The 9,932-nt window shown below is 68.7% G+C and carries 21 protein-coding genes; 13 read left to right on the forward strand and 8 right to left on the reverse strand.

Translation table 11 applies throughout. The features are described from left to right. The first annotated feature begins 16 nt into the window (after positions 1-16). Positions 17-754, forward strand: a complete 738-nt coding sequence (locus AB0E91_RS31055) for a hypothetical protein (protein WP_361788647.1) — start codon at positions 17-19, stop codon at positions 752-754. Between the two features lie 211 nt (positions 755-965). Here the strand turns inward: AB0E91_RS31055 and AB0E91_RS31060 are convergent, their stop codons facing one another. Continuing rightward, positions 966-1,304 (reverse strand): DUF6233 domain-containing protein, encoded by a 339-nt coding sequence (locus AB0E91_RS31060; RefSeq protein WP_359534889.1) that lies wholly within the window; start codon positions 1,302-1,304, stop codon positions 966-968. A gap of 45 nt (positions 1,305-1,349) precedes the next feature. Between AB0E91_RS31060 and AB0E91_RS31065 the strand changes: the two genes are divergently transcribed. Both AB0E91_RS31065 and AB0E91_RS31070 read left to right on the forward strand, forming a co-directional pair. Beyond that, positions 1,350-1,607 carry a hypothetical protein gene (locus tag AB0E91_RS31065; RefSeq protein ID WP_359534888.1) on the forward strand — a complete coding sequence of 86 codons (258 nt, stop codon included), beginning with the start codon at positions 1,350-1,352 and terminating at the stop codon, positions 1,605-1,607. Beyond that, on the forward strand, positions 1,600-1,803 hold the full coding sequence (locus AB0E91_RS31070; RefSeq protein WP_359534887.1) for a hypothetical protein: 204 nt from the start codon (positions 1,600-1,602) through the stop codon (positions 1,801-1,803). The genes AB0E91_RS31065 and AB0E91_RS31070 overlap by 8 nt, the downstream gene beginning before the upstream one ends. Positions 1,804-2,171: 368 nt before the next feature. Here the strand turns inward: AB0E91_RS31070 and AB0E91_RS31075 are convergent, their stop codons facing one another. Genes AB0E91_RS31075 through AB0E91_RS31085 form a run of 3 tightly spaced genes read right to left on the reverse strand, consistent with a single transcriptional unit; the run spans position 2,172 to position 2,858 of the window. After that, entirely contained in the window at positions 2,172-2,384 is a 213-nt protein-coding gene (locus tag AB0E91_RS31075) for a hypothetical protein (RefSeq protein WP_359534885.1), read from the reverse strand. A gap of 11 nt (positions 2,385-2,395) precedes the next feature. Then, positions 2,396-2,569, reverse strand: coding sequence for a hypothetical protein (locus tag AB0E91_RS31080; RefSeq protein WP_359534884.1), 174 nt, complete (start codon positions 2,567-2,569; stop codon positions 2,396-2,398). Between the two features lie 34 nt (positions 2,570-2,603). Beyond that, positions 2,604-2,858: a winged helix-turn-helix domain-containing protein gene (locus tag AB0E91_RS31085; protein WP_359534883.1), complete on the reverse strand. Its 255-nt coding sequence runs from the start codon at positions 2,856-2,858 to the stop codon at positions 2,604-2,606. A gap of 159 nt (positions 2,859-3,017) precedes the next feature. On the opposite strand from AB0E91_RS31085, the gene AB0E91_RS31090 reads away from it, so the two are divergent. Further along, positions 3,018-3,245 carry a hypothetical protein gene (locus AB0E91_RS31090; RefSeq protein WP_359534882.1) on the forward strand — a complete coding sequence of 76 codons (228 nt, stop codon included), beginning with the start codon at positions 3,018-3,020 and terminating at the stop codon, positions 3,243-3,245. Between the two features lie 95 nt (positions 3,246-3,340). On the opposite strand, the gene AB0E91_RS31095 is transcribed toward AB0E91_RS31090, so the two are convergent. Next, positions 3,341-3,619, reverse strand: a complete 279-nt coding sequence (locus AB0E91_RS31095) for a helix-turn-helix transcriptional regulator (protein ID WP_359534881.1) — start codon at positions 3,617-3,619, stop codon at positions 3,341-3,343. 251 nt (positions 3,620-3,870) lie between these two features. Here AB0E91_RS31095 and AB0E91_RS31100 point away from each other — a divergent pair, with 251 nt between their 5' ends. Beyond that, positions 3,871-4,110 (forward strand): hypothetical protein, encoded by a 240-nt coding sequence (locus tag AB0E91_RS31100; RefSeq protein WP_359534880.1) that lies wholly within the window; start codon positions 3,871-3,873, stop codon positions 4,108-4,110. Positions 4,111-4,354: 244 nt separating this feature from the next. Here the strand turns inward: AB0E91_RS31100 and AB0E91_RS31105 are convergent, their stop codons facing one another. The 3 genes from AB0E91_RS31105 to AB0E91_RS31115 form a co-directional block, all read right to left on the reverse strand. Then, the gene (locus AB0E91_RS31105) at positions 4,355-5,731 is read right to left on the reverse strand and encodes a site-specific integrase (RefSeq protein WP_359534879.1); all 1,377 of its coding nucleotides are present in this window, start codon (positions 5,729-5,731) and stop codon (positions 4,355-4,357) included. Positions 5,732-5,747: 16 nt separating this feature from the next. Next, positions 5,748-6,191: a hypothetical protein gene (locus AB0E91_RS31110; RefSeq protein ID WP_359534878.1), complete on the reverse strand. Its 444-nt coding sequence runs from the start codon at positions 6,189-6,191 to the stop codon at positions 5,748-5,750. 157 nt (positions 6,192-6,348) lie between these two features. Beyond that, positions 6,349-6,786 carry a hypothetical protein gene (locus tag AB0E91_RS31115; RefSeq protein ID WP_359534877.1) on the reverse strand — a complete coding sequence of 146 codons (438 nt, stop codon included), beginning with the start codon at positions 6,784-6,786 and terminating at the stop codon, positions 6,349-6,351. Between the two features lie 348 nt (positions 6,787-7,134). Between AB0E91_RS31115 and AB0E91_RS31120 the strand changes: the two genes are divergently transcribed. The 8 genes from AB0E91_RS31120 (at position 7,135) to AB0E91_RS31155 (ending at position 9,772) form a co-directional block, all read left to right on the forward strand. Next, positions 7,135-7,311, forward strand: a complete 177-nt coding sequence (locus tag AB0E91_RS31120; RefSeq protein ID WP_359534876.1) for a hypothetical protein — start codon at positions 7,135-7,137, stop codon at positions 7,309-7,311. Positions 7,312-7,316: 5 nt separating this feature from the next. Further along, entirely contained in the window at positions 7,317-7,601 is a 285-nt protein-coding gene (locus tag AB0E91_RS31125) for a helix-turn-helix domain-containing protein (RefSeq protein WP_359534875.1), read from the forward strand. Positions 7,602-7,695: 94 nt separating this feature from the next. Beyond that, positions 7,696-7,968 (forward strand): hypothetical protein, encoded by a 273-nt coding sequence (locus tag AB0E91_RS31130; protein WP_359534874.1) that lies wholly within the window; start codon positions 7,696-7,698, stop codon positions 7,966-7,968. Then, complete coding sequence (locus tag AB0E91_RS31135) at positions 7,965-8,558, forward strand: hypothetical protein (RefSeq protein WP_359534873.1); 594 nt, start codon at positions 7,965-7,967, stop codon at positions 8,556-8,558. Before AB0E91_RS31130 ends, AB0E91_RS31135 begins: the two co-directional genes overlap by 4 nt. Beyond that, positions 8,555-8,752: a hypothetical protein gene (locus AB0E91_RS31140; RefSeq protein WP_359534872.1), complete on the forward strand. Its 198-nt coding sequence runs from the start codon at positions 8,555-8,557 to the stop codon at positions 8,750-8,752. The genes AB0E91_RS31135 and AB0E91_RS31140 overlap by 4 nt, the downstream gene beginning before the upstream one ends. Further along, on the forward strand, positions 8,749-9,159 hold the full coding sequence (locus AB0E91_RS31145) for a hypothetical protein (RefSeq protein ID WP_359534871.1): 411 nt from the start codon (positions 8,749-8,751) through the stop codon (positions 9,157-9,159). Before AB0E91_RS31140 ends, AB0E91_RS31145 begins: the two co-directional genes overlap by 4 nt. Next, the gene (locus tag AB0E91_RS31150) at positions 9,156-9,338 is read left to right on the forward strand and encodes a hypothetical protein (protein WP_359534870.1); all 183 of its coding nucleotides are present in this window, start codon (positions 9,156-9,158) and stop codon (positions 9,336-9,338) included. The genes AB0E91_RS31145 and AB0E91_RS31150 overlap by 4 nt, the downstream gene beginning before the upstream one ends. After that, complete coding sequence (locus AB0E91_RS31155; protein ID WP_359534869.1) at positions 9,335-9,772, forward strand: hypothetical protein; 438 nt, start codon at positions 9,335-9,337, stop codon at positions 9,770-9,772. The genes AB0E91_RS31150 and AB0E91_RS31155 overlap by 4 nt, the downstream gene beginning before the upstream one ends. Positions 9,773-9,932 lie beyond the last annotated feature (160 nt).

Below are 9,932 nucleotides of genomic sequence, written 5' to 3' on the forward strand. Positions count from 1 at the left end.
AGGACCTGTCCGCAGCGTGGCCACCGACGATCTCACGGCAGACACCCTGGTGGTCTGGGAGCGCCGCCCTTACCGGGTTGTGGAGGTCCGTGAGCGGGAGCAGGCGAACTGGCCCAAGGAGTACCGCGAGGCCTGGGTGAAGCAGAACATGCCCGACCCGGCGACCTGGTACTGCCGGCCCCGCGCCATCGTCCTGCGCTCCGAGGAAGAACCCACGGCCAAGCCGCAGCATCTGCAGGGCCCGAACAACTACTACTGGCACACGCTGCCCGAGCACTACCCGCTTTGCCGGCTGTGCAAGGAGATCCCGCCCTGCCGTCACGTCCACAACGAGCGCATCATGGCCCGGGCCACGGAGAAGATGGAGAAGGAGATGGCCCTCATGCCCGGCGTCTGCCACGGCTGCCGGGAGCCCATCACCAAGCGACAGAAGCACTTCACCTTCCCCGGCCCCAACCTGATCCGCCCCGACCTCGGAGACAACACGGCCGTCTTCCACACGCGCAAGGGCTGTTGGGACTTCCTGTCCTCCTACGACAAGCGTTGGGCGGCTGCGGAGGAAGGTCGGTCCCGGTTCTTCTACTGCGAGGGCACAGAGACCGAGCATCATGACGGCAGCTTCGAGTGCAGCAAGCCGGACTGCGCTGCCAAGCGCGTGCACAAGGACCTCGTGCAGCACGCGATGTGGGTACGGCATCATCCGCGGATGAGGGAAGCTCGTGGCTGCTGGTGCCTGGCCTCCCAGCTGTTCTGACGACCACACGCGACAGCGCCCCGCCCAGGGTAAGTGGGCGGGGCGCCGCTGCGTCAGTCTACGGGGACCTCAGCCCCAACCGGTGTCGCTCATGACCCCTCCCTCGCAGTGGGTGCGGACACGCTACGCCGGAACCCTGCCGTCACGGAAGGCTGCCGTGCCACACTGACCCCAGCGCCCCGCCTCGTTCCCCCGTCGAGGCGGGGCGCTGTCATCCGTCCAGGTAGCCGAGCGCCGAGTCTGGCCGGCAGTGCGGGCAGGCGGCGACGCCTTCGACGAGGGCCCGGAGTGCGGTGGCCTGGTCGATACCCTTGTGGCGCTTCGCGATGTTCCAGCAGCCGCCCTCGTGAACGTACACCGCGGGGCTGTCCTTGTTGAGCCCGAGCTCCAGTACCCAGTCCGGCGCCGGCGGCCGGGCCTGCTCTCCCTGCTGCTGCTCCTGCTCGCGCCGCTCGGCGTCGGCGATCTGCTGCCGGACCCGGTCGAGGCTCAGGGCGAGCCAGGTCTCCAGGGTCCGGAGCCGGGGCAGGTCGGGCGGCAAATCGTTCACGTGTTCGATAATAGGTGCGTCGGTGGCGTCTGCCATCCTGGGGGCATGGCCGACCGCGAACTGATGCCCATCGACTGGCTCCACTACCTGAAGCAGCGCATGGTCGAGCGCGAGCACGAGATCACCCACAACATGCTGCAGGTCTCGGACTACCCGCCGTTGCCCGAGTGCCCGGACTGCGACGTGCAGCCCACACAGATCACCGACCGGACGGCCGAGCTCGGCGACGATGGGGTGCTCATCGACTTCACCCCGTGCGGCCACCGCTTCAAGGTCCCGGCGTCCGAGCTGCTGCATGGCTGACAACCCGAGCCGCTACCACCTGCTGCTCGAATCCGGCGGCCGGCCGATGCAGCACGGCTGGTGGGGCAACGAGGCGGTGGCGCGGGATAAGTTCCGGCGCTGTATCGGCGACTACGGCAGCCTTCCCGACGCCCGCATCACCCTCACCGACGAGGACACCGGCAGGGTGTTGGCGAGCTGGCCCGAGGAGCCGTGACCGTCTGCCATGCTGGCGGCAACGAAGGAGGGGACCATGGCCCACCGCCCATACCCGAACGTTGACCGCTCGCTGCGACAGGTTGGCCGTGCGGCCGACGATGTACAGCTCGATGAGTACCGCTTGTCGACCCGCGGCGGCGAGCATGACTTCGCATACGGCGACGACCGCGTTCAGCGATGCGCCCGCTGCCGACTGCCGCACGCCCAGTGGGCCGGCGGTCCCTGCCCTGGCGCGCCAGCCGACTGGAAGCCGGGCAGCTACGTCTGAACCGATTGTCGGTGGCGGGTCGTAGGCTGGTCGCACTATCAGCCCATGCTCTGGCGCTGGTACCGCCCCGGCCGTGATGCAGCCGGGGCGGGCTGCTGTCAGGCTCCGGTCGCTTCGGTCGCCGGGTGCCGGACGGCCTTTTTGAGCGCCATCTCCACCGTGTACCGATCCAGTTCCGTCGCCGCGGCGTGCGCGGTGATCGCGGCCTGCACGTCGGCGGCCTGCGCGGCGGTGAGCTCACCCCGCTGGGCGGCCTCCCAGGCGGCGGTCTCCAGGCTGATCAGGTCGGCGGGGAACTCGATGTCGCTCACGAGAGCGGATCCTACGCCGCGGTCGCCATGTCCCCGCGCTTGGCCGCGATCCACTCGTCCCGCAGCTGCTCGTACCGCTCCCGGGTAGGCCCCCACAGCCAGCCGCCCGTCTCCCGCATCAGCGCACGGATGTCCGCCTGCACAACGTCGGCCGGCCGCGGGCCCGAGGGCGGGGGAGTGGACATGGTCACGATCCTAGAGCGCGGGTCTGACAGCGGCCTAGGAGTTCGAGCGGTCGGCGACATAGGTGCCCTTGGCCGGCAGGGTGATGACGACCCCCCGCTCCCGCAGATCCTCGACCGCGCGTCGCACCGTGCCGACGGCGACGCCGACCTGCTCGGCCAGCTCCCGCTCACCCTCCAGGCGCGCGCCCGGCTGGAGCTCGCCGGAGTCGATGCGTGCCGCGATCCAGTCGGCGACCTGGCGCCACACGTAGACCGGCCGGGACGGATCCACCGGAGACTGATCACCCATGCTCCGAAGCTAGGGCGGTCGGGTGCTGGGTAACTCAGCAGGTAGCTCCATACAGCGGTATAGAGCAGTGTGTAGCGGTACCGTCTGAACAGGACAGCAAAGACCCCCGCGGCCGAGGGCACGGCCCGGGGGCATGGCCGACTGGAGTGGAGCGCCGGCATGGATGAGCGTAGACCCGACACCCCCGCCGTGAACCCAGCCGCGCGAGCAGACCTCAGCCCGACGCAGCAGGCCTACAGCGCCTACGTCACCCACGCCGTCGCCTGCGACTCCTGCCGGAGCATCGAGCTGAGCGCCGAGCCGTGCACCGAAGCAGGGGCGCTGTGGGAGGCGTACAAGCAGCTGCGCAACGAGCAGCGTGCCCGCGAGGCAATGAACGGGCGCTAGCCGTTGCCTTTGGGGAAAGTCCAGGCCAGGGCCTATGCGGACGGTGACGGTACACGCGGGACTTGACGCAGATATATGCGGACGACGGGCTTCCTTTACCCGTCAAGTTCGTGTTGACTCGAAGTCAGGAACGGTCGATCCCGGAGGAGGTCAGTCACGTGCACACCCAGCACATGGGCGATCTTCATCAGGGTTGTGATGCGCGCGTCCGCCGTGCCGGCTTCGACGGCTTGGTAGGCGGAGCGGCTCATGTCGGCGGCGAGGAAGACGGACTCTTGGGTGCGGCTCTGGCGGATGCGCTCGACGCGGATGCGGTCTCCGATGGCGCGGCGCTCGCGGGCGAGCCACTCGCTGTCATCGGGCAGGGTCGGCACTCGACAAACGCTCTGCCGAAGATGATCACAAGTCAGCCCTGTTTACCGGGCATTTTTTGATCTTGAAACTGGCTGGTGCCCTGCGTTGCGGTCTGGCATATGCCGCAGGGCTCCGTGTAGTGTCCAGACTTCGAACATACGTTCGCCTGAAAGGGTGAACCGCCAGCTCCACCGGCATCCGACCGGCATCCCCGGGAACCAGAACCACACCCCCCGCCGCAGAAGATAAGCGCGCCCGACGGGAGACACCCATGAACCGGCAGCAGATCCTCGACCTCTACGACTGGCAGCCGGGGGTCTGTTTCCGGCATCCCGACAAGGGCGAGGTGCAGACGGCCTTCGTTACGGTGCTCCGCCCGCGCGACAACCGACAGCACGAGCTTCGAGTGTGCGAGGACTGCGTCATCGCCATTGAGGACGCGCGGCGGGAGACGGCGGCCCGGATGGGATGCGCCTACGAGCCAGGGCACGTCGGCGAGCCGGCACAGTAGGTATTTCCCCAGGCGGGAGGGCCTCTGGGGAGCGGCTTTCATGGGGAGAATCTGGGGAGTGAAGTCCGCCGGGGAGCGGCCGGGGAGAACGGCTCAGCAGTAGTCCATCTCAACGCATCTCAATCTGTCTCAACGTATCGCAACAGGTCAGGCGGTACTCCGGGGACCGGCAGCATCGCGCCGCAGGTCACCGACTAGACCAGAACAGAACCCGGCGTACAGCCCGACTCGTCTGCCGCTCAGGTCACTGACCTGCAAGAACCTCGCCAGAACCGTCCGCCAAACGAGGGCTGGGGAGAATCTGGGGAGAATCAGAAGCCGCTGAGACCTCAGCCACCGCCTGGCCACCGGGCGCCACCCACTCACCGAGCGCGGACAGGCCACGGCTCCCCGACTTCGGGAGGAAGTGCGTGTAGGTCCGCAGCGTGAACGCCGGATCCGAGTGCCCCAGCCACGCCGCCAGCTGCGTGACCGTCTCGCCGGCCTGCAGCACGATCGACGCGAACGTATGCCGGGTGACGTGAAAGCCCTCCTCGCGTGGCATGCCCCACCGCACCCGCTTCAACGGGTCCTTGCCCGGCCGCTCCACGATCTCGGTCTGCGGCGGCGGGATCAGCCCGGCCTCCAGCAGCGCCGGCTTCCAGATCCGGTCGTCGAAGTACGTGCGGTTCATCGCCCCGCCGCTCTTGCCGGCCGTGCGGATCGTCGTCACCAGCAGCCGCACCGTCCGCGTCGGCCGGTCCTCCCATGCTAGGTTCGGCCGGTCCGGGTCAACCCACGGCAACGTCACCTCTACCGTCGGGAAAAGGTTCGTGTACTCCTTCACCGCCCGGGCCAGCGCCGGAGGGCACGGCGCGGTCCTCTCCTTGTTGCCCTTCGGCGGGGCGAAGCCGAGCCGTGAGTGGATGCGGACCACCTGTCGCACCACGCGGATCTCATCGCCGTCGATGTCGTCCGGCGAGAACCCGAACACTTCGCCCTGCCGCAATCCGGCCGCGATCCCGAGGTCCAGCAGGATTCGGTAGCGGGCCGGCAGCGCCTTGCGGACCGCGATGACCGTCTCCGGCGCCCACGCCTTGGCCTTCGACTTGGGTACCGCCGGCGCCTTCAAGTCCTCGTCCCGGAACGGGTTGGACGGGATCCGCTTGGCCTTGTGCGCGGCCTGCATGATGGACGAGAAGTGCCGCCATGTCACCGTCAGCGTCGAGACGTCGATGTTCTTCTCAGCCGCGGCCTGCCAGGCCAGCACCTCGTCGTGGCCGATGCGGTTCAGGGACAGGTGGCCGACGTGCGGCAGGATGTGCTTGAACACCCGGGGCTGCATGGACTGCTTGGTGCCGGGCGGCTTGCGCAGGGTCGGCCACCAGTGCTTCTCGACGTACTCGCGCAGCGTGATGTCGCCGTCGCGTGGGTCGTAGAACGTGCCGCGGGTGGAGTCGGTCTGGGAGTCGGCGAGCCACTTCTTGGCGTCCGCCTCGCGCTCGAAGGACCGGTCGCGGACGCCGGGGATGCCGGCCACGCGCCAGCGTTTGCCCTTGCCGTACCGTGCGGTCCTGCGCTTCTTGCCGGTGGCCGGGTCGGGCTTCCTGGTGTACCAGCGGTCTTCGATGTATCCCGGCACCGCTGCCCCCGTTCGTTCAGACCTGGCTCATCGGCTCTCGACTGTGGTCGATGATCTCACCGGCGAACATCTGGAACCAGCAGCCTCCGTCGAGTACGTCCCGCACCGCCGGGTTCATCGCGGCGGCGAACTGTTCCGTCGTCATGGCGGCGGCCACGTATACGCGCACGACGCCTCGGTCCTCGGCTATGCCAACTCCGTTGGCGTACCCGGGCACCAGGGTGAACTCCAGCCGGAGCGGCCGGTCTGGAGTGTGACGGGAGACGATCTCGTGACCCCACAGCTGGTACCAGTCGGCGCGCGACAGGAACTGGGCCATCTCGGTGTTGAGTTGCTCGACGACGTTCTTGAGTGGTTCGCGTCTGTCCACCGTGACGTGGATGGCGCCCCGCTCCTCGTCGATCCGGGCGATGCGTCCTGGTTCGAGGTCATTGGTGGCTTCGTAGGTGACGTGCAGCATGAACCCTCCCCGCGGTGCAACAGTGCACATGGAGCCACAACGGCCGGATGTGCACGGTTGGTGAAGGGTACGTCGCCTGAAGTGATCACACAATCCGTTGAAGAATTGTCTACTTACGGACAAGTGTTGCCAGTTGGTGGCGGATTTTCGGCTGCCGCTACTCGCCTGCCTCGCGCCGGGCTCGCTCTGCGGCCTCGATCATCGCCTGCCACTTGCGCTTCTCCGAATCCGGCATGCCTGCCAGGTGGCTCACGATGATGCGGACCGTGTCGCCGTAGCTGGCGAGCTCGGTCGACTCGTACATCAGCCACTGCCTGGCGGTGGCCTCTTGCACGTGCCGGAACGGCTTGCGCAGGGCTGCGGCGATGGCGCGCATCATCGGCACGGTGGGCGGGTTGGCCGGCGGGTTCTTCACGACGCGCTGCAGGTACGGCTTGGAGACGGTCTCGCCGGTGTCGGGGTCGATGGCACGCTCGGCCAGCTTCCCGTAGGAGTCGCCCTTGTCGAGTGCTTCCTGGATGAGCTGAGAGAGTGCGCCGATGGGCGCAGGCTGCTGGGCCGCGCCTTGGTCAGGGGCGGGGGCCGCTGCCGTCATGTCCTCTTCCTCTCGCGTCACTGTCACACCGGCTGTCTCTGGGGATACGGATGGGCGCGCGGAAATTACCAGCTCAGTCCGTACAACCTTCTCGCGTTGGAGACGGATCGTCTACAGAAGCACTCTATCGCGCCATGATCTCTGCCGGTTCCCGACAGCCAGTCGTCCAGATTGGTAGACGGTTCGTCTCTGTCGTGCTTAACTCATCCCATCAAGGCACTCCGCACCTCGGGGGATCCATTGAGTCGTCGCTACATGCTCCGCAACGCCCAGATCTTCAAGTGGGTCATGGAGCACCCCGGGCGTGGCACGCCCTATTCGATACGCGCCCTGGCTAATGCCAGCGGCGTGAACCGCAACACAGTCGAGAAGCTGGCCAAGGGGACCCAGAAGTCCGCCGACATCAACGATGCCCACTCCCTCGTGGAGGCCCTCGGTGTCGGCGTGCTCGTCCTCTTCATGCCCCCAACGTCTCCAGATCTGGACGGAACGTCTTCCGTCCGCACCCCCACAGCGAAGGAGTAACCAGCGTGTACAGGAAGGGACCCAAGCCCAGTCCCCCCGCCGGCTGCCTCTGGATCGAACAGGCAGCCACCCACATCGGCCTCACCGTCGGAACGCTCCGCAAGTGGCGCCTGATCGGCAAGGACGTCGAGAACGGCATGCACAGCTTCAAGGTCGGCGGCTACGTCACCTACCGGGTCGCCGAGCTGGACGCCTACATCGAAGGCCAGTACCAGGCGGCGCGCATGCCCGACGCCAGCCGGCTGCACGAGTCCCGCCCGCCGGAGCCTCGCCTCCAGCCCGCCGCCTGACGCGGCACGCAAAGAGGCCGCCCGCAAACCCCAAGCCTGCGAGCGACCTCTGAGAGATCCACCTTCACCCACTGCTGAGAGAAAGGCGGACCCCGTGTCCACCATCTTCCCATCCCTTCCGCCCCAGGTGTACGAGCCGGTGCCGTCCCGGGTGCGTGCGCTCGCCGAGCGCAACATGCCGGCGGACGTCCGGCAGGCCGAGCAGGAGATGCAGTTCGCGGCCCGCGAGCTGCACCGCCCCTGCAACCCGCTGTCCGTGGAGGACATCGGCGACCGCGAGGACGTCATCGCGATGCACCGCCGCGCCGACAAGACCATCTCGTCCCACCCGGAGCGCATGGGCTCCCACCTGAGGAGCCTGGCATGAGCGAGACGCCGATGACGCCGGAGGTCGCGCGGGTGCGGCTGGCCCAGTACGGGGAGCGCACGAGTACCTGGTCGACGGCCACCTACAACGACGGCACCGAGAAGACGCTGCACCAGATCGCTCTGACGCTACTCGCCGAGGCCGACGGCCTGCGGGCTCGGGGCGCCGAGCTGGAGAACGCCCTCGCGGCCACCGGCCGATCACTGTCGTCGTTCATCTTCGACTCGGACGACCCTGGTGCTGACGCCCTGGGCGCCCAGTGGCTCTACCACCAGGCGATGCCGAACACGGACGACCCGTTCGCCCAGCCGCGCGCCTTCCGCTCCAGCGTCTTCTCCGAGGCCGCCCAGGCCGTCGAGAACATGGACGGTCAGGCGCCTGACGAGCACAGCGAGCGCCCGCAGGCGTACCTCGATGGCTATTCGGCCGGCCTGCTGGACGCCGCCGAGCGCCTGGAGAAGCTTGCCGACCAGGCGGCCGAGGGGTCCGAGGTGCACTACGACAAGGTGCCGGGCCCGCTGGACGGCTGCCACTGGTGCGCGTGCGGCAACCGCTGGCCCTGCAAGGACGCAGGGGCGGTGGCCCGATGACCGTCGACCTGTCCCGTCTGGACGTGCCGCTGCCGGTGGTCGAGGCCGACGCCGCACTGCAGGCCCTGCTCGCCGAGCCGCCCGCCGGCCACACCCCCAGCCTCCAGCCCGCCGACTGGTACGAGCGCGTCTTCGACGCCATGGCCTGCGCCCACCCCGAGACCTGCAAGTGCTCGCCGAAGGAGGCGAAGTGAGCAGCACGATGGAGTGGATCCGCCGCACCTACGACGTGCCCGCCCGCCACGGCATGCGGATCGAGTACGACGGCAAGCCCGCCACGATCGTCGGGACTCGCGGCCCGTACCTCGCCTTCCGCGTCGACGGCGAGAAGCGCATCACCGTCGACCACCCGACGTTCCGCATCGTTTACCCGGCGGTCCCCGAGCCCGCCCGCCCGCGCGGCTGGTGCAAGCACTGCATGCAGGACCGGGCCATGACCGCCGACGGGGTCATGGGGCGCCACCACTGGAGTGGCCGCACCTACTCGGCATACCGCAGCGAGCGCTGGTCCAAGCCGTGCCCCGGCTCTGGCCAGCCCCCGTGGAAGCCCGTCCGCAACCTCACCCACCCCGGCGAGCAGCGGACGGAGCCGGTCCGGTGACCACCCTGCACCTGCCGCCGATGCCCGGCGACGCCGAACCGGTCATAGTCCCCGGCCTGCTGTCCGGGCTCGGCGTCACCCGCTCCCGCGTCCCCGCCTGGATCACCGATCCCGACCTCATCGCCGACATCCTCTCCGGCCACGCCGACATCCCCGCCGACTTCGGAGGCGACCAGTGAGCATCACCGACCTCATACCTGGCCTGCGCGGCACCGGCTCGCACCGCGCGGTCGACGAGGTGGCCCGGCTGGACGACGAGAACCGCAGCCTGCTCGGCCGGCTGCTGGTCGCCGACGACGCGATCGCCACCCTCCGAGGCGACCTGGCCGACGCTCACGCCAAGCAGGCCGAGGCGGAGGAGCTGGTCGTCAAGCAGCTGGCCGACATCGACGACCTCACCGCCGAACGTGACGGGCTGGCCGAGGAACTGGCCGCGCTGAAGAAGAAGTTCGCCCCGCAGCTGGCCGCTGAGGCGAACGACAACGCGGTCACCGTCCCGCCCATGCAACGCGACACCAGCGCCATCGAGGACCAAGCCACCCAGCCGATCCCCGTACTCACGCTGCAGCAGGCGTTCGGTCTCCGGCCCGTCACCGACCCGGGCCACATCTGACCCGCCGCCCTGCCGGATGCCACCGGCCGGCGGGAGCGGCGCACAACCCACAACCCCATACGCCGCGTGAGCGCCTCCCCCTCGCGCTCCGCGGCCACCGAGGCGGGGCCCCCCCGCCCCCCCCCCCCCCGGCGGGGCGCCGCCCCCCCCCACACCCCCA

It is taken from the genome of Streptomyces sp. NPDC026659 (assembly GCF_040638245.1).
Lineage (GTDB): Bacteria > Actinomycetota > Actinomycetes > Streptomycetales > Streptomycetaceae > Streptomyces.

Excerpts from the sequence above, each read along its gene's own strand:
- AB0E91_RS31115 (WP_359534877.1), bottom strand. The coding sequence starts at position 6,786 with ATGACGGCAGCGGCCCCCGCCCCTGACCAAGGCGCGGCCCAGCAGCCT.
- AB0E91_RS31140 (WP_359534872.1), top strand. The coding sequence starts at position 8,555 with ATGACCGTCGACCTGTCCCGTCTGGACGTGCCGCTGCCGGTGGTCGAG.
- AB0E91_RS31135 (WP_359534873.1), top strand. The coding sequence starts at position 7,965 with ATGAGCGAGACGCCGATGACGCCGGAGGTCGCGCGGGTGCGGCTGGCC.
- AB0E91_RS31090 (WP_359534882.1), top strand. The coding sequence starts at position 3,018 with ATGGATGAGCGTAGACCCGACACCCCCGCCGTGAACCCAGCCGCGCGA.
- AB0E91_RS31065 (WP_359534888.1), top strand. The coding sequence starts at position 1,350 with ATGGCCGACCGCGAACTGATGCCCATCGACTGGCTCCACTACCTGAAG.
- AB0E91_RS31100 (WP_359534880.1), top strand. The coding sequence starts at position 3,871 with ATGAACCGGCAGCAGATCCTCGACCTCTACGACTGGCAGCCGGGGGTC.
- AB0E91_RS31080 (WP_359534884.1), bottom strand. The coding sequence starts at position 2,569 with ATGTCCACTCCCCCGCCCTCGGGCCCGCGGCCGGCCGACGTTGTGCAG.
- AB0E91_RS31110 (WP_359534878.1), bottom strand. The coding sequence starts at position 6,191 with ATGCTGCACGTCACCTACGAAGCCACCAATGACCTCGAACCAGGACGC.
- AB0E91_RS31085 (WP_359534883.1), bottom strand. The coding sequence starts at position 2,858 with ATGGGTGATCAGTCTCCGGTGGATCCGTCCCGGCCGGTCTACGTGTGG.
- AB0E91_RS31070 (WP_359534887.1), top strand. The coding sequence starts at position 1,600 with ATGGCTGACAACCCGAGCCGCTACCACCTGCTGCTCGAATCCGGCGGC.